The 18,948-nt window shown below is 66.9% G+C and carries 19 protein-coding genes; 9 read left to right on the forward strand and 10 right to left on the reverse strand.

Translation table 11 applies throughout. From position 1 onward, the window contains the following. Positions 1-11: 11 nt before the first annotated feature. Together SBA_RS00115 and SBA_RS00120 are read right to left on the reverse strand one after the other, a co-directional pair. Positions 12-1,163 (reverse strand): EmrA/EmrK family multidrug efflux transporter periplasmic adaptor subunit, encoded by a 1,152-nt coding sequence (locus SBA_RS00115; RefSeq protein WP_261935473.1) that lies wholly within the window; start codon positions 1,161-1,163, stop codon positions 12-14. Next, positions 1,156-2,670 carry an efflux transporter outer membrane subunit gene (locus tag SBA_RS00120; RefSeq protein ID WP_261935474.1) on the reverse strand — a complete coding sequence of 505 codons (1,515 nt, stop codon included), beginning with the start codon at positions 2,668-2,670 and terminating at the stop codon, positions 1,156-1,158. The genes SBA_RS00115 and SBA_RS00120 overlap by 8 nt, the downstream gene beginning before the upstream one ends. 89 nt (positions 2,671-2,759) lie before the next feature. Here SBA_RS00120 and SBA_RS00125 point away from each other — a divergent pair, with 89 nt between their 5' ends. After that, positions 2,760-3,437: a TetR/AcrR family transcriptional regulator gene (locus SBA_RS00125; RefSeq protein ID WP_261935475.1), complete on the forward strand. Its 678-nt coding sequence runs from the start codon at positions 2,760-2,762 to the stop codon at positions 3,435-3,437. A gap of 10 nt (positions 3,438-3,447) precedes the next feature. On the opposite strand, the gene SBA_RS00130 is transcribed toward SBA_RS00125, so the two are convergent. The 4 genes from SBA_RS00130 to SBA_RS00145 form a co-directional block, all read right to left on the reverse strand. After that, on the reverse strand, positions 3,448-4,014 hold the full coding sequence (locus SBA_RS00130; RefSeq protein ID WP_261935476.1) for a winged helix-turn-helix domain-containing protein: 567 nt from the start codon (positions 4,012-4,014) through the stop codon (positions 3,448-3,450). Between the two features lie 75 nt (positions 4,015-4,089). Then, positions 4,090-5,013, reverse strand: coding sequence for a transposase (locus tag SBA_RS00135; protein WP_261935477.1), 924 nt, complete (start codon positions 5,011-5,013; stop codon positions 4,090-4,092). Beyond that, a complete protein-coding gene (locus SBA_RS00140) occupies positions 5,001-5,813 on the reverse strand; it encodes a hypothetical protein (RefSeq protein WP_261935478.1) in 813 nt (270 codons plus the stop codon). Before SBA_RS00140 ends, SBA_RS00135 begins: the two co-directional genes overlap by 13 nt. Continuing rightward, positions 5,810-5,950 (reverse strand): hypothetical protein, encoded by a 141-nt coding sequence (locus tag SBA_RS00145; RefSeq protein WP_224549638.1) that lies wholly within the window; start codon positions 5,948-5,950, stop codon positions 5,810-5,812. The genes SBA_RS00140 and SBA_RS00145 overlap by 4 nt, the downstream gene beginning before the upstream one ends. A 156-nt stretch (positions 5,951-6,106) precedes the next feature. Here SBA_RS00145 and SBA_RS00150 point away from each other — a divergent pair, with 156 nt between their 5' ends. Then, a complete protein-coding gene (locus tag SBA_RS00150) occupies positions 6,107-6,730 on the forward strand; it encodes a response regulator transcription factor (RefSeq protein WP_261935479.1) in 624 nt (207 codons plus the stop codon). On the opposite strand, the gene SBA_RS00155 is transcribed toward SBA_RS00150, so the two are convergent. The 4 genes from SBA_RS00155 to argH are packed head-to-tail and all read right to left on the reverse strand — an operon-like array spanning position 6,721 to position 10,408. Beyond that, positions 6,721-7,485: a precorrin-2 dehydrogenase/sirohydrochlorin ferrochelatase family protein gene (locus SBA_RS00155; RefSeq protein WP_261935480.1), complete on the reverse strand. Its 765-nt coding sequence runs from the start codon at positions 7,483-7,485 to the stop codon at positions 6,721-6,723. The two genes, SBA_RS00150 and SBA_RS00155, sit on opposite strands and share 10 nt — an antisense overlap. After that, positions 7,485-8,750: a diaminopimelate decarboxylase gene (gene lysA, locus SBA_RS00160; RefSeq protein ID WP_261935481.1), complete on the reverse strand. Its 1,266-nt coding sequence runs from the start codon at positions 8,748-8,750 to the stop codon at positions 7,485-7,487. The genes SBA_RS00155 and lysA overlap by 1 nt, the downstream gene beginning before the upstream one ends. 18 nt (positions 8,751-8,768) lie before the next feature. After that, the gene (locus SBA_RS00165; RefSeq protein WP_224549631.1) at positions 8,769-9,026 is read right to left on the reverse strand and encodes a hypothetical protein; all 258 of its coding nucleotides are present in this window, start codon (positions 9,024-9,026) and stop codon (positions 8,769-8,771) included. Beyond that, positions 9,023-10,408, reverse strand: a complete 1,386-nt coding sequence (argH, locus tag SBA_RS00170; protein ID WP_261935482.1) for an argininosuccinate lyase — start codon at positions 10,406-10,408, stop codon at positions 9,023-9,025. Before argH ends, SBA_RS00165 begins: the two co-directional genes overlap by 4 nt. 43 nt (positions 10,409-10,451) lie before the next feature. Between argH and SBA_RS00175 the strand changes: the two genes are divergently transcribed. The 7 genes from SBA_RS00175 to SBA_RS00205 all read left to right on the forward strand — a co-directional run bounded on the left by SBA_RS00175 (position 10,452) and on the right by SBA_RS00205 (position 18,929). Continuing rightward, positions 10,452-11,048: a TlpA family protein disulfide reductase gene (locus SBA_RS00175; protein ID WP_261935483.1), complete on the forward strand. Its 597-nt coding sequence runs from the start codon at positions 10,452-10,454 to the stop codon at positions 11,046-11,048. Positions 11,049-11,298: 250 nt separating this feature from the next. Next, positions 11,299-13,935, forward strand: a complete 2,637-nt coding sequence (locus SBA_RS00180) for a TonB-dependent receptor plug domain-containing protein (protein WP_261935484.1) — start codon at positions 11,299-11,301, stop codon at positions 13,933-13,935. 76 nt (positions 13,936-14,011) lie between these two features. Continuing rightward, positions 14,012-14,500 (forward strand): RidA family protein, encoded by a 489-nt coding sequence (locus SBA_RS00185; RefSeq protein ID WP_261935485.1) that lies wholly within the window; start codon positions 14,012-14,014, stop codon positions 14,498-14,500. A gap of 35 nt (positions 14,501-14,535) precedes the next feature. Next, positions 14,536-16,137 (forward strand): flavin monoamine oxidase family protein, encoded by a 1,602-nt coding sequence (locus SBA_RS00190; protein WP_261935486.1) that lies wholly within the window; start codon positions 14,536-14,538, stop codon positions 16,135-16,137. A 1-nt stretch (position 16,138) separates the two neighbouring features. Next, a complete protein-coding gene (locus SBA_RS00195; protein ID WP_261935487.1) occupies positions 16,139-16,543 on the forward strand; it encodes a c-type cytochrome in 405 nt (134 codons plus the stop codon). Then, a complete protein-coding gene (locus SBA_RS00200; protein ID WP_261935488.1) occupies positions 16,540-17,673 on the forward strand; it encodes an aminotransferase class I/II-fold pyridoxal phosphate-dependent enzyme in 1,134 nt (377 codons plus the stop codon). Before SBA_RS00195 ends, SBA_RS00200 begins: the two co-directional genes overlap by 4 nt. Then, positions 17,670-18,929, forward strand: a complete 1,260-nt coding sequence (locus SBA_RS00205; RefSeq protein WP_261935489.1) for an aminotransferase class V-fold PLP-dependent enzyme — start codon at positions 17,670-17,672, stop codon at positions 18,927-18,929. Before SBA_RS00200 ends, SBA_RS00205 begins: the two co-directional genes overlap by 4 nt. Positions 18,930-18,948 lie beyond the last annotated feature (19 nt).

Here is an 18,948-nt window from a genome sequence, read left to right on the forward strand (position 1 = left end):
TCAATCTCGCCCTACTTGTCGGACAGGTCGATCTCGACATCCATGGACAGGCCGACGCGCAGCGGATGCGCGGCCAGTTCCTTGGGGTCGAGCGCGATCCGCAGCGGCAGGCGCTGCACCACCTTGATCCAGTTGCCGGTCGCATTCTGCGCCGGGATCAGCGACATGGACGATCCGGTGCCGCCGGAAAAGCCGACGACCTTGCCATGATAGACGACGTCGCTGCCATAGAGGTCGGACGTCACCTTGGCGGGCATGCCGACGGTCACGCCGCGCAGTTGCCGCTCCTTGAAATTGGCGTCGACATAGACCTGGGCGAGCGGGACGATGCTCATGATCGGGCTACCCTGCGCCACGCGCTGGCCCACCTGCACCTGCCGCTTGGTGACGACGCCGTCGATCGGCGCGCGGATGACCGCGCGGTCGAGGTTCAGCTTCGCCGAATCGAGCTTGGCCTGCGCCGCCATCACCGCCGGGTCGGTATCGACCGTCGATCCGCGCACCAGCGCATCATTGGCCGCCAGTTGCCCGCTGGCCGCGCTGCGGGTCGCCTGCGCGGTCTGGACGCCGGCGCGGGCCAGGTCCAGCGCCGCCCGCGCGGAGGCATAGGCCTTGCGCGCGCCGGTCACTTCATCGCCCGACACCGCGCCATCGCCCACCAGCGCCTCGCGCCGTTGCAGGTCGATCCGCGCCTTGTCGAAGTCGGCCTGGGCGGTCGCCATCTGCGCGCGCGCCTGCACGATATCCGCGCCGCGCGCATCCACCTGCGCCGCCAGCGACGTGCTGGTCGCCGCGGTCTGGCGGAAACGACGCTTGGCTTCGGCCAGGTCGGCTTCGGCCTGCGCCACCGCGATCTTCGCGTCGGTCGGATCCAGCTTCACCAATATATCGCCGCGCTTGACCTGTTGGGTGTCGCTGACCAGCACCTCAGTCGCCTGCGCCGACATCAGCGGCGTCACCTGCGCCATTTCGGCATTCACATAGGCATTGTCGGTGGCGACATGGGTGCGGCCGACCAGCAGATACCAGACACCCCACAACAGCCCGCCGACGATGACGACCAGGCCAAGCCGGATCAGCCATGTCTTGCGCGCCGACTGGCGGCCTTCCTGCTGCATATCGTCGCTGTCGGGCGCTGTGGTTTGCGGATTGGCGTCAGCCATGGGGCTTGTCCTTGGACTGGAAGTCGCTGGCGGCGAAGCCGCCGCCCAGCGCACGGATGAGAGCAATATCGGTCGAGAAGGCGCTCGCCTCCAGCCCTGCGAGGGACTGGCGCGCGCCGAGCAGTTGGTCCTCGACATTCAACACGTCGAGATAGGTGGACAGCCCGCCCTTATAGCGTTTCTGGGCGATGCCATAGGCGTCCTCCGATGCGGCGACCGCCGCGCGGGCATCGACCAGCCGCTGGTCCAGCGTCTTGCGCGTGGTGACGGCGTCGGCCACCTCCTGATAGGCGGCCAGCACGGTCTTGTCGTAGGACGCGACCGCCTCGTCATAGGTGGCACGCGCCCCGCGATACTGGCCCTGCAAGGCCCCGCCATGGAAGATCGGCAGGCTGATCGCCGGACCGACCGTGCCGAACAGCGATCCCTTGTCGAACAGGCTGTTGATGAAGGGCTTGGGCGTACCGGTCGCCGACGTGCCGCTGAACACCGTGTCATAGCCCAGCGACTGCACGCCGATCAGCGCGCTCAGCCGCAACGCGGGAAAGAAATCGGCATGGGCCACCTTGATCCGTTTGGCCGCCGCTTCGGTGCGGGCCAGCGCGGCGGCGATGTCGGGACGGCGGGCGACCAGATTGGTGGTGACATCGGCGGGCAGGCCCAGCGGCGCCAGCGCGCCGATCTTCGGCCGGGCAATCGAAAGCCCCCGGTCCGGTCCTGCGCCGATCAGCGCCGCGATCTGATGCTGCCGCAATTCGATCGCCATGGTCGCGGCGGCCAGCTGCGCGCGGGCGGAGGATACGGTCGCGTCCGCCTGCCGCACGCTGCCGCGCGTTTCCAGGCCATTGTCCCGCCGGTCGGCGACCAGCTTCTGGCTCGCCATCCGGATGTCGAGGGTGCGCTGCGCAATGTCCGCTTCGTCACGCAGCCGCGCCAGATCGGCATAGGCGTCGGCGATCGCCGTCGTCAGCGCGAGCCGTGCCTGCTGCGCGTCGATCTGCGCCGCCCGGGTTTCGGAGGTGGCCGCGGCCAGCGCGGCCTTGTTCCTGCCCCACAGGTCGAGGTCGAAGCCCATGTCCAGCGCCACGCGCCCTGTGCCCAGCCAGCCTTTCGGCACGAAATTCCGGGGCTGACCCATATTATAGCTTTGCTTGGTCGCAGCGCCGCTCGCCTCCAGATCGACCGACGGCAGCAAGGCCGCGCCCGCCTGTTGCGCCATGCCCGCCGCCTTGCGGAAACGGGCGCCGGCCGCGGCGACGTCGGGCGACGCGCGCAACCCTTCGGCGATCAGCGCATCCAGTTGCGGATCGCCATAGGCGCTCCACCAGCCGTCGCCCGGCCATGCCACCGGCGCGGCAGCCAGGCTGCGCTCCGCCGCGACGGCCGCAGGGGTGCGCAGCTCGGGCTTGGCGCCCAGATCGGGGACCGCGGCGCAGGCCGCCAATAGCAGAAGGGAAGAAGCCATGCCTCCCGTGCGGGCGGCCAGGGCAATGCGACTCACGGACATATCTAACCGTACCACCTAGTATGAAAATTGCACTTGCCGCCCCCGCCCGGCCTTGTCAACCGAAATAGCGTACTCTATGGTACGATTTTATGACAACGCCCGATACGCCTGTGATTCCCAGCAGAAGGGAGGCCCGCCGCCAGGATCGACGCGACGCGATCCTGACCGTGGCGCAGACCTATTTCCTCGAACATGGCTTCGCCGACACCACCATGTCGGGGATCGCCGCGGAACTGGGCGGATCGAAGGGCACCTTGTGGAACTACTTCCCTTCGAAGGAAGCGCTGTTCGCCGCCGTGGTCGAGCGGGCAGCCAAGGCCTATCAGGGCCGGCTATCGCAGATTCTCGATCCAGACGGCGCGCTGGAGCCGACCTTGCAGAGCGCTTGCCGCAGCCTGATCGAGAAAATAACCTCGCCAGACGCCAGCGCCCTGCATCGGCTGATCGTCGCGCAGGGGCGCCGCTTCCCGGATCTAAGCCAGATTTTCTTCGATCTCGCGCCACAGAATACCCGCCTGCTGCTGGCCGACTTCCTGCATGGCGCAATGACGCGCGGCCAGTTGCGGATGGCCGATCCGATCGATGCCGCACGCGCGCTGATGTCGCTGTCGATGTCCGGCTGTCACCAGCAAATGCTGATTGGCCGGATCGACCGTCCCGCCCCCAATGAAATCGCCGCCGACGCGGCCTTCGCTGTCGACATCTTCCTGCGCGCCTACGCGCCTCTATCCGGGCCTTCGCTTCCGCCGGAAGCGCCACCCGTCTGACATCAGGACGTCAGGCGGTGTCCGGCCAGCGCCCGTCGGGGCACAGGGCGTAGCCGCGCCCCTTCACCGTATGCAGCATCGCCACGGCGAACCCGCGATCCAGCTTGCCGCGCAGCCGCGACATATGCACCTCGACGCTGTTGGTGCCGGGGTCGAAGTCCAGCCGCCAGACCGCGCGCAGCAACTCCGTCCGGCTCACCGCCTGACCCGGCCGCCGCGCCAGATGCAGCAGCAGCGCATATTCCCGCGCCAGCAGCGGGATCGGCCGGCCGTTACGCTCCACCCGCCGGTCGACCAGCCGGATCGTCAACTCGCCCAGCCGCAACCGGGGCTGTTCGGCATCGGCCAGACGGATGATCCGGGCGACCGTCTCGGCCTCGTGCATCCAGGGGCCGACCACCTCCTGCATCCCCTCCTCCAGCGCACGAGCGCGGGCGGCCGGATCGTCTATCCCCTGCCATAATATGGTCGCGTCGCCCACGCGCACCAGCGACGACTGGTCCCGCCCCGGCCGGATCGCCAATTCAAGGCCGCGCGCGCTCAGCGCCCGCGCGACCGGCGCGAAATCCGGCCCCATGCCATGGCATTCCACCCGTCTGCCCACATCTGGCCCGCCATATCCTCGTCATCCACATCCCACCTGCGGAGGGGGTCAAAAACAAGCCATTTCATATCCGTTATGGATGTTTCGCAACGCAGCCTCGCCCGCACGACGGAGCAGCGGACTGCCGCTCCGTGCGCCCTGCTCGGCATGGGCCAGCCGCGCGGCGGCATCCGCCAGCCCTGCGCCGATCGTGCGCCAGGCGGTCCAGCGCATCGCGTCGACCGGGTGGCGCGCGGCAAAATCATGCGCCAAGTCGATCGCATCGCCGCTGCCGCATCCGACCGCCAGTTCCAGAAGCAGTTGAGCGCTCGCCACCGTCATGCATTGGGCGATCACGCCGCGCGCCGTGTCGAACCGATATTGACGTCGCCACCCCTGGTCGGGCGCGCTGGCCAATATGTTGAGCGACACCGACAGCGACTCCGCCGGCAATTGCGCATGGACGTCGCGATTGGCGCGGTAGAGCAGCATCTTGCCTTCCGACAGGCAACTGCGCTCGACGAAGCGCAGCGCCACCGCCTCCCCGTCCGCCCCCGCCACGCCGTCGGGGTCATAGTCATAATAGTCGGACCCATAGCCCGGCCCCAGATAGCCCACGGTCAGGAAGTCGAAACTATGGTCGTGCGGCACATGATAAAGGAACGCCGACGCGCCGCTCATCCGCACCACATGGTCGCGTTCCGCCGGCCAGAAGGCGGCACGCAGCACATAGCGGTCGGTCGGCGGGTTGAGCAGCAGCACTTGCGCCGAATAAGGATTGACCCGCCTCTGCCCGGCGCAGCGATCCTTCAGCTCGGCCACCGCCAGCTCCGACAGGAAATCGCGGTTGCGCGACAGCGCGCGCAGCATCGGCGCGGCTTCCGCCAGCCCCTCTTCGCATCCGGAGTCGAAGGCCGCGCTCTCGCACCAGTCGATCAGCGCCTCCAGATCGATGGTCGTACCGTCCTCCGGCGGCGCGATCAGGCGGGGCATGGTTCGCCCTCCACCTGCCGCAGCGTCCGCGCCGCCAGCCCCCGCACCGTCGCATCGGCGTCCCGCCTCGCCATGGCTCGCAACGCCGGCAGCGCGCGCTGCGTATCGAGCGCCAGATATTCCCGCATCACAGCCCAGCGCTGGCCCGGCAGCGGCGCGTCCAGCGCCTGCCCGAACTGCCCGGCGGCATCGCGCCGCCCCTGTAGCCGCAGCAGCGACAACAGCATCAGCGTGCGGGCATGAGCTTCGTCCGCCTGCGCGCTGGCGATCGCCCGCCCGTCGCTGCGGTCATGGATGCGCGCCTGCACCGGCCCGACCGGCGCGATTTGCGCCCGCAGCAGCATCAGCGGCGCGTCGGCCGGCCGCAGGCACAGCGCCTCGCGCCGCTCGTCCAGTTCGATCGTGGCCCCCGCCGCGCAGGACCGCGTGCCGACCACCACCGCCCGTTCGCCCTCCAGCCGCCAGACGTCGCCCGCCAGCGGTCCGTTCAACGGCCGGCACAAGCTTAGGCGCCCGGAAAAATGCACCCTGTCAGAGGGTGCCTGCCCCCCATCCAGCAGGCTCGCGGTCAGCCATATCCGCTCTGTCCGCGCCAGCACCAGATGGCGCGTGCCGCCCTGGCGACTGGCGCGAAAGCCCGGCAGGTAGCGAGGGTCGCCCGCCATCGCCTGTATCTCCGCCGCCAGCAACGCCTCGAACCAGCCAATGTCCGTCATGAACGGCCGGATCAGCGCCACCGCCCGATCGAGCGGCGCGGCCTCGGCCGCATCGACCGCCGCGGCCAGCGCCGCCGGGATCACGGCCGCACGATCACCGCGATCACCACGTCCATCACGCTGATTTCCAGCGCGTCGCGATCCTCCAGCCCGAACAGGCTGGCGCCGTCCTGCAGGTCCGCAATATCGTCGATGGCAAGCTGTGTGATCTGTTCGGACATGACGATCTCCTCCGTTGATGTCGGGGAGAGGCTATGGCGCGCGACCGCACCGAACCAATTAAATCGAATTAATCGCACCTCCGCGCGTTAACCATTTCTTCGGGCGCGCTTCCTATCCTTTTCCTATCAGGCCAGAATCGGGAAAAGTGGGACGACATGCCGATCTTCAAGCGCAACCGCATCCGCCACGGCGAACTCGACGGCGCAGCCGAAGCCTTGCGCTCCCCCCGCCGCCTGCGCCTGCTGCTGGTCGATGAAAATCCTACCGCGCGCGCGGTCGTCGCCCGCCGCCTGTCGCACCTCAATTATGACGTGGTGCTGGCCGAAAACGGCTTCATCGCCCTCAACCTGCTGGTCACCCGCCCGGTCGATATCATCCTGGTCGACATGGGCCTGACGATGCTGCCGGCGGTCGGCATGATGCAAAAGATCCGCGCCGCCAATCTGGCCGGCAACGCCTGTTTCGTGATGATCGCCGGGCGGCTCGACAGCCAGTCCACGGTGGAGGCGCTCGCCGCCGGCGCTGACGACCATGTCGTCAAGCCCTTCGACTTCGACGTTCTCGACGCCCGTCTGCGCCATCTGTGCCAGCGCGCCGAACAGGTCGGCGCCCTCACCCGCCACAATGCCGAACTCGACGCCCGCATCGCCCGCCGCGCTGTGGAACTGGGCGAAACCCGCGAAGCGCTGCGCGAAATGCAGCTCGATCGCGCCCGTCTCGTCTGCTCGATCCAGGCGCTGCATGACGAGGTCGAACGGCTCCACGCCGCTCAGGGCTGATCCATCTCCAGCCATAGCGACAGGCCGTCCCCCGCCATCGCAGGCGGCGCCTGGGTGACGATCCGCGCCGCATCCGCCCGCGCGCGATCCAATATGGCCGGCGCCACCGCCGGATGATGATAGACCCGGTCTGCTTCCCCCAGCAGCCGCGCCGCCCGCAATGTCAGGTCGTCGGGATCGCCCGACAGCAGCCGGATCGCCTCCAGCCGCGACGGCGTCGCCGCGCCTTCCCCCGCCAGCCAGCCCGGCACGCCATCGGCCGCCCCATCGCGCAGCGGATCGATCGCGCCGCCGGGGACCAGCCCCGCATCGATCGCCCGCCGCCGCGCATCCGCCTCCGGCCAGCGCGCCCGGATCGCCGCCCGCGCTGCGTACAGCGCCGTCGCCAACGCCCCCAGCCGCGCCGGCAGCATCGCCTCCAGCCGTTGCCGCAACGCCTTGGCCAGCCCCGCCGAAGCGCCGCCGGTGCCGATCGCGATCAGCACCGGATCGCGGTCCACGATCGCGGGCAGGGTGAAATCGCACAGGTCCGGCGTGTCGGTCGCATTGACCAGCACGCCCCGCGCGCGCAGCCGCGCCACGGTCGCCGCGTCCCCGTCCGCCACGATCGCGATCCGGGCGTCGGGATCGCTCTCGCCCACGACGATCGCGCCCGCCCGTTCCAGCAGCCGGCGCTTGGCGTCCGCCGCCTCGCCCTCGCCCGTCAGGATCACCGGCCTGCCCGTCAGCCGCAGGAAGACGGGCAGGCTGTGCATCAGCGGCCGACCCAGTCCGGGATGATGTCCGCTTCGATCAGCGCCTCGACCGGCGGCCGCGCGCGCACCACCGCCCATTGGTCGCCCGACACCAGCACTTCAGGGGTCAGCGGACGGCTATTGTAGGTGCCCGCCATGGTCGCGCCATAGGCCCCCGCCGTCATGAAGGCGACTAGGTCGCCCGCCTGCACCACGTCCATGTCGCGATGCATGGCGAAGGTGTCGCCCGTCTCGCACACCGGTCCCACGACATTGGCGGTTGCGCGCGTCCCCGCCGGCTTCACCGCGCGGATATCGTGCCAGGCGTCGTAGAGGCTGGGTCGCATCAGGTCGTTCATCGCCGCATCGACGATCACGAAGGGCGCCTGCGCGCCCTGCTTCACCCGCACCACGCGCGACAGCAAAGCGCCGGCATTGCCCACGATCACCCGGCCCGGCTCGAACATCAACCGCACCGGCCAGCCCTGCGTCACCCGGCACACCATCGCACCATAATCGGCGGGGCTGGGCGGCAAAGGCTGGGAGGGATCATAGGGCACGCCAAGGCCACCGCCCAGATCGGCGGTGCGAATGTCATGCCCCGCGGCCCGCAATTGCTCGATCAGCGCGCCGACCTTGGTGAAGGCGGCCTCCAGCGGGGCGAGGTCGGTCAACTGGCTGCCGATATGGACGGCGACGCCCTGCACGTCCAGGCCCGGCAGATCGCGCGCGGCGGCATAGGATTCCAGCGCATGGGTGTAGGGGATGCCGAACTTGTTTTCCGACTTGCCGGTCGAAATCTTGGCATGGGTGCCCGCGTCGACATCCGGATTGATGCGATAGGCGACCGGCGCGCGCAGGCCCATCGACAGCGCGACCTCCGACAGCATCTCGGCTTCCGGCTCGCTCTCCAGATTGAACTGGTAAATGCCCTGTTCCAGCGCCAGCCGCATTTCCTGCGCGGTCTTGCCGACACCCGAAAAGACGATGCGATCGGCCGGAATGCCCGCGGCGATCGCGCGCAGCAATTCGCCGCCCGACACAACGTCCGCGCCCAGCCCCAGCTTCGCCAACGTCGCCAGTACCGCACCATTGGGATTGGCCTTCACCGCAAAGGCGATCAGCGGGTTGTCGAGCGCGCGCAGCCCATCGCGAAAGACGCTGACATGGCGCTCCAGCGTCGCGGTGGAATAGACATAGACGGGCGTGCCGACCGCATCGGCGATCACGTCCAGCCGCACCTGCTCCACCTGCATGGCGCCGTTCACATAGTCAAAATGGTCCAACTTCGCGTCCTTAAAAGCTTATTGCGGCCGCTTTTCGGGCGGCAGGTCGAACGGGTCGTCGGCCCGCTGCCGGGATTGCGTCAGCAATTCCACATTGCGCTCGGGCCGGGCCTGGATGGAGGGTTCCATCAACTGCGCCGCGGTCGGCGCGGTCGCAGCGCCCGTCGGCACCGCAGGCAGATTCTGGCCCTTGACGGGTTTCAACGGCTGGCGCCCCCCGCATCCGGCCAGCGCCAGCGCGATCAGGGACAGGCCAGCCAGCGTCCGCTTCTTCATGATCCCAGCTCCTGTTTCGCCAGTTCCTCTTTCGCCTGCGCGATCCGCGCCCGCACCTGGGCAGGCGCCGTGCCGCCATGGCTCTGGCGGCTGGCGACCGACGCGTCCACCGTCAACACCGCATAGACCCGTTCGTCGATCCGCGCGTCGATGTCTTTCAGCGTCGCGATCGGCAACTGGTCCAGCGGCACCGCCGCCGCCTCCGCCGCCGCGACCGCGCGCCCGGTGATATGATGCGCCTCGCGGAAGGGAATGCCGCCTTCGCGCACCAGCCAGTCGGCAAGGTCGGTCGCGGTGGCAAAGCCGCTCTCGGCCAGCCCGCGCATCCGGTCAGTGCGGAACGTCACCGTCCCGACCATGCCGGTCATCGCCGCGATCGACAAAGCGAGCAGGTCGTGCGCCTCGAACACCGGCGGCTTGTCGTCCTGCATATCCTTCGAATAGGCGAGCGGCAGCCCCTTCATCGTCACGCACAGCGCCGTCATGCAGCCCATGATCCGCCCGGCATGACCGCGCACCAGCTCGGCCGCGTCAGGATTGCGCTTCTGCGGCATGATCGAACTGCCGGTCGAATAGGCGTCGGGCAATTTCACGAAGCCGAAGGGCTGGCTTGCCCAGATGATGAACTCCTCGGCCAGCCGCGACAGGTGCAGCGACGCCTGGGTCGCGGCCATCAGATAGTCGAGCGCGAAATCGCGGTCGGATACGCTGTCCAGGCTGTTGTCGGTCGGCTTGGCAAAGCCCAGCGCCGCCGCCGTCGCATGGCGATCGGTCGGGAAGCCGGTGCCGGCCAGTGCCGCCGCGCCCAGCGGACATTCGTTCAGCCGCGCGCGCGCGTCCGCAAAGCGGCTGCGGTCGCGCCGCACCATCTCATAATAGGCCATCAGATGATGCCCCAGCGTCACCGGCTGCGCCGACTGCAAATGCGTGAAGCCCGGCATCACCGCATCAACATTCTCCTCCGCCCGCGCCACCAGCGCGCGCTGGAGGCCGCGCAAGCCCGCCTCGACCTCGTCGATCGCGTCGCGTACCCACAGGCGGAAATCGGTCGCCACCTGGTCGTTGCGCGAACGGGCGGTGTGCAGCCGCCCCGCGACCGGACCGATCAGTTCGGCCAGCCGCGACTCGGTGACCATGTGGATGTCTTCCAGGTCCAGGTTCACCGGCACGCCGTTAGCTTCATATTCGGCGGCGATGGTGTCGAGTCCCGCTGCAATCGCGTCCGCATCGGCGTGCGCAACGATGCCCTGTGTGGCGAGCATCGCGACATGCGCCTTGGACCCGGCGATATCCTGTTTCCACAATCGCTTGTCGAAGGGGATGGAGGCATTTATCTCACGCATGATCGATGCCGGGCCGGCGGCGAACCGGCCGCCCCACATGCTGTTGGAGCCTGCTTCCGTGATATCGTCATTCCGCGCGCTAATGATACTGCTCCTGCCTGCCGCTCTGGCGGCTTGCGATAGGCAATCGCCGCCGAAGGAGCAAGCCAATGCCGCCCTCCCCGGTGAGGTTCCCGCCACGTCGGGAGAGGCAACAGGCGGCGCGACGAAGAAGGAGGGCGCCTTCGACTATCGGCTCGACCGCAGCAAGGCGGGCGCCCCCGCCCCCGACTTCGCCTTCCAGGACCCCGGTGGCGGCGAAAAGACGCTCCAGGATTTCGCCGGCAAGCCGATCCTCGTCAATCTCTGGGCGACCTGGTGCGCGCCCTGCATTGCGGAAATGCCCACGCTCGACCGGATCGCCGAGGCCTATGGGCCCAAGGGCCTCGCCGTCCTCACCATTTCGCAGGACAATCAGGGGCTGAAGGCCGCCAAGCCCTTCTTCGCCAAACATGACCTGCCCCATCTCAAGGCCTGGGCCGACCCGGAAAACCAGCTCGGCTTCCACTATGCCACCGGCCTGCTGCCCACCACCGTCATCTATGACGCGCAGGGCAAGGAAATGGTGCGGGTGATCGGCGCGATGGATTGGGAAGGCCCGGAGGCCAAGGCGCTGATCGACGCGGCAATGGCGTCCTGACCGGCTGAATGAAACCATAACGAAGCAGAGTCAAAAATCCGCCATGCCAGTTGATTGCAAAATGGCGTGGCGGCGATGCACAGTTGTCACTTGCCGATTCGCTGATCCCCGCAATATCCTCGATGGCTTTTGCCATGGAAACAATTGAGAAATATTACGTTTTAATGCATTTTTTTGCACTGCAATAGAGGATTGCCACAGCCCGTCCGTCCTCCCCCTTGTCATCATAATGCAAAAACAGGGGGCATGAATGACGCGACTGTCCGCGCTCAAACTTTCACTTATTCTGGCTTCGTCCTGGTCCGCCTGCGCCATCGCGCAGGATGCACCGCAGGAACCGCAGACCGATGACGGCGCTGCCATCATCGTCACCGGCACCCGCGCCGTCGGCATTTCGGCCGCCGAATCCGCCGCGCCGGTTCAGGTGCTGAGCGAAGAAGCCATCAGCCATGTCGGCCAGCCGAACCTCAACCAGGTTCTGACCCAGATGGTGCCGGGCTTCACCGCGCAGACGCAGGGCACCGATCTGTCCAGCTTCTCGCTCTCGGCCCGTCTTCGCGGCCTCAGCCCCAACCACACGCTGGTCCTCGTCAATGGCAAGCGCCGCCACGGCAACGCCATTCTTCAGGTGATTTCCGGCGCGTTCCAGGGGTCTGCCGCGCCCAGCATCGACGTCATCCCGCCCGACGCCATCTCGCGCGTCGAAGTGTTGCAGGAAGGCGCAGCAGCCGTCTACGGCACCGATGCGATCGCGGGCGTCCTCAATTTCATCCTCAAGGACAATGATGAAGGCGGCTCGTTCAAGGTCACCGGCGGTCAATATTATGACAGCGAAGGCGAACTCTTCTCCGCCTCGGGCAATGTCGGCTTCAAACTGGGTGAGGAAGGCTTCTTCAACCTGACCCTGTTTCACCGCCGCCAGGATTATACCACCGTCGGCAAGGGCCAGGTGCTCGTCACCCAACAGGACGGCACGCTGCAACCCAACGCGCCGGCCCAATGGTCGAACCTCGCGGGCGATGCGCTGTCGGGCATCAACGGCGGCCAGCCCAAGACCAACCTCAACGTCGCCTTCTACAATATGGGCTATGATTTCGGCGGCGTCGAACTCTACAGCTTCGGCGACTATAGCCGCCGCGAAGGTTGGGCGAAGCAGGGTTATCGCCATCCCAAGCGCATCTGCTACGAAAGCGGCAACACCGGCGGCAGCGTCACCCCGGCCGCCTATGATCCCAGCATCTGCTATGGCGATACCGGCGTCGTGGGTATGGTCCCGCTCCAGCATGTGATCGAAAACGAATATAGCTTCACCATCGGCGCCAAGGGCGAATTTGGCGGCGGCTGGAACTATGATGTGTCCGGCACCTATGGTTCGCAGAAGGACGACATCTGGACGGAAAGCTCGGCCCATCGCGAAATCTGGCAGGAAAGCTACCAGAACCAGCTAAGCGGCATCGGCACTGCCAACACGCCCAGCAGCGCTTATGACGGCGGTTTCAAACTCGCCCAGACCACGCTCACCACCGACATCCGCAAGGAATTCGATGTCGGCATGGCGACGCCGATCACGCTCGCCTTCGGCGGCGAATATCGCAAGGACGAATATGAAATCATCGCCGGCGATTCCATCTCGACCTACAAGACCGGCGTCCAGTCCTTCCCCGGTTACAAGGCGAGCGACGCGGGCAAGTTCGATCGCAGCTCCAAGGCAGGCTATCTCAACTTCATCGCCAAGCCGACCGATGGCTGGAGCGTCGACTTTGCCGGCCGTTACGAAGACTATACCGATTTCGGCGACACGCTGATCGGCAAGGTCACGACCCGCTACGACTTCTCGGACGCCTTCGCCATCCGCGGCACCGCCAGCACGGGCTTCCGTGCGCCGACGCTGCAGGAACAGAAATATTCGACCATCAACGTCGGCCCGACCAGCGCCGTCGCACAGTTGCCCGCCGGCTCGCCTGCCGCCGCGCTGCTGGGCTTCGATTCGCTGAAGCCGGAAAAGTCGAAGAATTTCTCGGCCGGCTTCGTCGTCCGTCCGGTGCCCAAGCTGGCGATCACGGTTGATGGCTATCTGATCAAGATCAAGGATCGCATCACCGGCACCGCGGCCCGCAACGCCGTCCTCAACGGCGTGGCGCAGCCCGGCGGCGCGGACATTCTCAACGCCTTGAGCGCGGCGGGCATCGTCCTCGACAGCGCCCTCTTCACCAGCGGCACGATCGGCGTGCAAAGCTTCACCAACGGCGTCGACACCCGCACCTGGGGCATCGACTTCTCGGCCAGCTATCCCGTCGCGCTGGACTTCGGCCAGCTCAACCTGTCGCTGACCGCCAACTATAACAAGACGAAGATCACCAACAACAAGCTGGGCTATCCGCTGTTCAACGCCGCGTCGGAAAGCAATATCGAACGCGCCAACCCGGACTATAAGGTCGTCGCCAACGCCCTGTTCAAGAGCGGGCGTTTCGCGGTCAACCTGCGCGAAACCTTCTACGGCAAGACCAGCGTCCTGGTGCGGCCGGCCTTCACCTCCTCCGCCAACGGGTCGGTCATCATCCCCGAAGGCGGTTTCCTGATCGCCGACGGCGCGCTGGTGAACGGTGTGAACGCCAACCAGCTCTACTTCAACGGCGTGGCCAAGGCGGCGGCCATCACCGACCTGGAAGTGAATTACGACTTCACCGACGCGGTCACCTTCTCGCTGGGCGCGAACAACCTGTTCAACAAGAAGCCGGAAATCCCCAAGCTGCTCAAGGGCGTGGTCGTTCCCACCGGCGTATCGCCCTATGAAAACGGCTCGGGCTCCTACAGCGCGTCCTACGGCCACAGCGCCTACAGCACATCGGGCGGCTATTATTACGCCCGCATCGACTTCAAATTCTGATCGACGTCACGAGGGAAGGGCCGGTCCGGCAAGGACCGGCCCTTTTTCTTACCATCGTCAACAAGGGGGATTGTCCATGAAAGCGCGTTTCGCCTTCCTGCTGGCCGCCATGGCCGCCACCTCTACCTCTGCCCAGGCCGCCACCGTCGAGCATAAGCAGGCGCCCGGCGCCATGATCGCCAGCGCGGCCATCATCCCGCCCGGCAGCACGCTCTATTATCTCTCCGGCGCGACCGGCGCGCCGATCGATCCCAAGGATGTCGAAAGCCCCGATGCCTTCGGCGACACCGAGGCGCAGACCCTCTCCATCTTCACCAGGATGAAGGCGCAACTGGCCGACATGGGCCTCACCATGGGCGACGTCGTGAAACTCACCGTTTTCCTGGTCGGCGATCCCAAGCTGGGCGGCAAAATGGACCGCGACGGCATGACCCGCGCGTACAAGACATTCTTCGGCACCGCCGACCAGCCCAACCTGCCGACCCGCTCCGCCTTCCAGATCGCCGGCCTCGCCCGGCCGCAGCAACTGGTCGAGATCGAGGCGATCGCCGCCAAGGCGCCCTAAGCACCATGCAATGCGCGCAACAAGGGGGGACATTCATGACGCACGACACCACACCCAGCCGCCGCGACCTCCTGACCATGATCGGCAAGGTCGGTGGCGCCGCCGCCATGTATCAGGCGATGACGGCGCTCGGCCACGCCGCCGAAACCCAGTTCACCGGCCCGCCGGTCCTGACCGGCGCGAAGCCCGGCGCCTCCGTCCTCATCCTGGGCGCGGGCCTTGCCGGCATGGCCGCCGCCTATGAGCTGCAAAAGGCCGGCTATGCGGTCAGGATACTGGAGTTTCAGGATCGCCCCGGCGGCCGCAATTACTCGCTGCGCGGCGGCGACAGCTTCACCGAAAGCGACGGCACGGTGCAGAAGGTGCAGTTCGCGGCGGGCAATTACCTCAATCCCGGCCCCTGGCGCATCCCGCACCATCACAAGGCGCTGCTCCATTATTGTCGCCAGTTCGGCGTCGCGCTGGAGCCTTTCATCCAGCTCAACCATAATGGCTTCATCCATTCGACCGAAGCCTTTGGCGGCAAGCCGATGCGCTACAAGGAAGTCGCGACCGACTTCAAGGGCCACACCTCCGAACTGCTGGCCAAGGCGATCAGCGCCAAGGCGCTGGACGACAAGCTGTCCGCCGAGGATCAGGAAAAGCTGATGGAGGCGCTGCGCGGCTGGGGCGTGCTCGACAAGAATCTGGCCTATACCAGCAGCCTCAAGGTCTCCGCCCAGCGCGGCTACGATCAGGCGCCCGGCGGCGGTCGCAACGGCGCCCCCACCCCGTCGCAGATCGCCAAGCTCCAGGACGTGCTCGACCCGCAGGTCTGGACCGCCATGTCCTTCTATTTCAGCTATGTGATGCAGACGACGATGTTCCAGCCGACCGGCGGCATGGACATGATCGGCAAGGCCTTCGCCAGGAAGATCGGCAAGATCGTCACCTACAACGCCAAGGCGGTGAAGGTCGCCCAGTCCGACTCTACGTCCGGCAAGGGGGGCGTCACCGTCAGCTACAAGGATGTCGCGACCGGGCAGATGCACGATGTCAGCGCCGATTATTGCATTTGCACCATCCCGCTCTCGATCATCAGCCAGGTCGACATGCAGGTGTCCCCGGCGCTCAAGGCCGCGATGAAGGCGGTGCCCTATGGCGGCCACGTCAAGATCGGCCTCGAATTCAAGCGCCGCTTCTGGGAGGAAGACGACAATATCTATGGCGGCCACAGCTTCACCGACCAGTCGATCACCCAGCTATCCTATCCCAATGACAGGATGTTCGGGTCCGGCCCTGCCGTGCTGCTCGGCGCCTTCGCCCGCGACCTTGCCGGCTTCCAGCTCGCCGGCATGACGCCGCAGCAGCGGATCGAAACCGCGCTCAAACAGGGCGAAGTGTTCCACCCGCAATATCGCAAGGAATTTATGAACGGCGTGTCGGTGCCCTGGAGCCGGGTGCCGTGGATATTGGGCTGCACCTCCGCCTGGAGCGAGGACAACCGCAAGGCGCATTACAAGACTCTCGTCACGCTCGACAATCGCGTGGTGCTGGCGGGCGAACATGCCAGCTACTATGGCGGCTGGATGGAAGGCTCCATCCTGTCGGGCATGGACGCGATCACCCAGATCCACGAACACGCGCAGGCGGCCTGAGATGCGGCGCTGGCTCCTGCGCCTCGGCGCTCTCGCGGCGTTGGCCGCGGCCCCCGCGCTGGCGGATTCCCCCGGCGGCCGCCCGGTCAAGATCGCGCTGCCCGATGGCGAGCAGGTCTATAAGCAGGTCTGCGCCGCCTGCCATCTCGACCATGCGCAGGGGTCGCCCGACGGCACCGTCCCGGCGCTGGCCCATAATGCCAAGCTGGCGACGGCGGACTATCCCATCACCGTCGTCATGAAGGGCCAGGGCGGCATGCCCTGGTTCTCCGAAATGCTCACCCCCGGCCAGGTCGCCGGTGTGGTCGGCTATGTCCGCACCCATTTCGACAACAGCTATGCCGATCCGGTCAGCGAAGCCGATGTGAAGCGCCTCGCCGCCGCCATCCGGGCAAGCGAAGAATGACCGAACCCGCCGCCCTCTCCCGCCGGATGCTGATGCGCGGCGCGATCGGCGCCGCTACCGTCGCGAGCGCCGCCCCCGCCCCCGCCCAGCGCGGGCGCAAGGTCGACCTGCCCGACGATCCAGCCGGCATGGCTGCGAGCCTGACCGACGCTGTCTATATCAACAGCAACGAACATCCGGTCGGCCCCTGCCCCGCGGCGGTCGCCGCGCTGGCGAAGCTGCCGCCGCTGTCGGGCCGCTACGGCATGGCCTTTGCCGGGAAGCTCGAAAGCCTGTTCGCGCGCCAGAACGGCCTGTCGCCGACACAGGTGCAGGTCCATCCCGGCTCCTTCATGCCGCTGCGCTCGGTGGCGCTCAGCTACTCCAGCGCCGAGCGTCCGATCGCCTATTTCGAACCGACCTTCGACCAGGGCTTTCTCGGCCTCGACAATGCCAGCATCACCCGCTCGGTCGCCGTCCCGCTGTCGGGCGATTTCGCTGCCGACCCGCGCACGCTGCTGGCCGCTGCGCCCGACGCCGGCGTCTATTATGTGTGCAATCCCAACAACCCGACCGGCCTCACCACGTCGCGCGCCGATATCGACTGGCTGCTGGCGAACAAGCCCAGGGGTAGCATCCTGCTGGTGGATGAAGCCTATATTCATTTCAGCGATGCGCAAAGCTGCCTCGATCTGGTCGCGAGGCAAGCTGACCTGCTGGTGACCCGCACCTTCTCGAAAATCTACGGCCTGGCCGGCCTGCGCTGCGGCCTGATCGCAGGGCGCAAGGATTTGCTCGACGGCATGGCGCGCTACGGCACCAACATCACGCCCATGCCGGCCGTGCTGGCGGCGGAGGCCAGCCTGCTCGACCCGACCCTGCTCCCGACCCGCAAGGCGGAAAACAAGGCCGTGCGCGACGACCTCTTCGCCTGGCTCGACGCCAGAGGGCTGCGCTACCTGCCCAGCCAGGCCAGCTTCGCCATGATCCATGTCGGCCGCCCCGGCGCCGCTGTCACCGCCGCGCTGGCGCAGGCGGGCATATTCATCGGCGGCCCGCGCAAACATATGGACGACTGGGTCCGCGTCTCCTTTGGCAGCCCGGCCGAAATGCAGGCGTTCAAGGCCGCCTTCCTCAAGGTCATGGCATGACGCTCAGCCGCCGTCAGGCCTTGGGCGCGGCGATCGCCGCCCCGCTGGCGGCGCAAGCGGCCCGCGCCAGCGCGACCACGCCCAGCCTGCCCGACAAGGCAAGCTTCGCGCCCACGCCGATCGCCTATCTCGACAGCGCCTCCACCCATCCAATCAGCCTCGGCGCGCGCGCGGCGATGGACGCCTATGTCGCCGCCCGCACGCTCGATCCCGCCGCCGCGGCGCTGAGACCGGTGGACCGCGCCGCCACCATCGCCAAATTCGCGCGACTGGTGAACGCCGATCCGGACGAACTCTGCTGGGTCCAGTCCACCACCATGGGCGAACAGGCCGTGCTCCGCGCGCTGGGCTTCCCGCACAGGAGCGGCCGCATCGTCACCGACACGCTGCATTTCTATGCCGGCTTCCCCATGTATCAGGAACTGGCGAAACAGGGCGTCGATGTCGCCTGGGTGCAGGCGCGCGACGGCCGTATCGACATGAACGACATGGCCAAAGCCATCACCCCCGGCACGACGCTGGTCAGCCTCTCGCTCGTCTCCACCTATAATGGCTTCCAGCACGACCTGAAGGCCGTCTGCGACCTCGCCCATGCCGCCGGCGCACTGGTCTATGCCGACATCATTCATGCCGCCGGCGCGATTCCCGTCGATCTTCACGCCGGCAGCGTCGATTTCGCCGCCTGCGCCACCTATAAATGGCTGATGGGCGATTTCGGCCTCGGCTTCCTCTATGCCCGGCGGGGCGTGCTGGATGCCCTGCCGCTGGCCGATTTCGGCTATTATGGCTTCGCCGCGCCCGGCGCCCCGCCCGGCATCGCCCTGTCGCCGCCGCAAACCCATGTCTATCCGATGGACCCGCCCGGAAATGAACCGGTCAGCTACGCCATCCGCCCCGGTACGCTCGGCCATTTCGGCACCGGCACCTATGCGCAGGCGGTGGTCGCCGCGATCGACCATGGCCTCGACCATATCGCTACCCTCACCGTCCCTGCGATCCAGGCCCATGCCCAAAGCCTGATCGCCCCGCTCCGCGACGGCCTGAGCGCGAAAGGCTATCGCCTTATCACCCCGCCCGGCACAACCACGCCGCTGCTGACCGCCCTGCTGCCCAACGCGAAGACCCGCCTCGCCGACCCACTGGCCAAGGCGCAGGTGCGCATCTCGCTGCACGATCATCATTTCCGCATCGCGCCGTCGATCTTCAACGACAGGGCGGATGTGGACCGCCTGCTCGCCGCGCTACCCCGCGCCTGATCTTTTCAAGGAGAGACTT

The organism is Sphingomonas bisphenolicum (assembly GCF_024349785.1).
Lineage (GTDB): Bacteria > Pseudomonadota > Alphaproteobacteria > Sphingomonadales > Sphingomonadaceae > Sphingobium > Sphingobium bisphenolicum.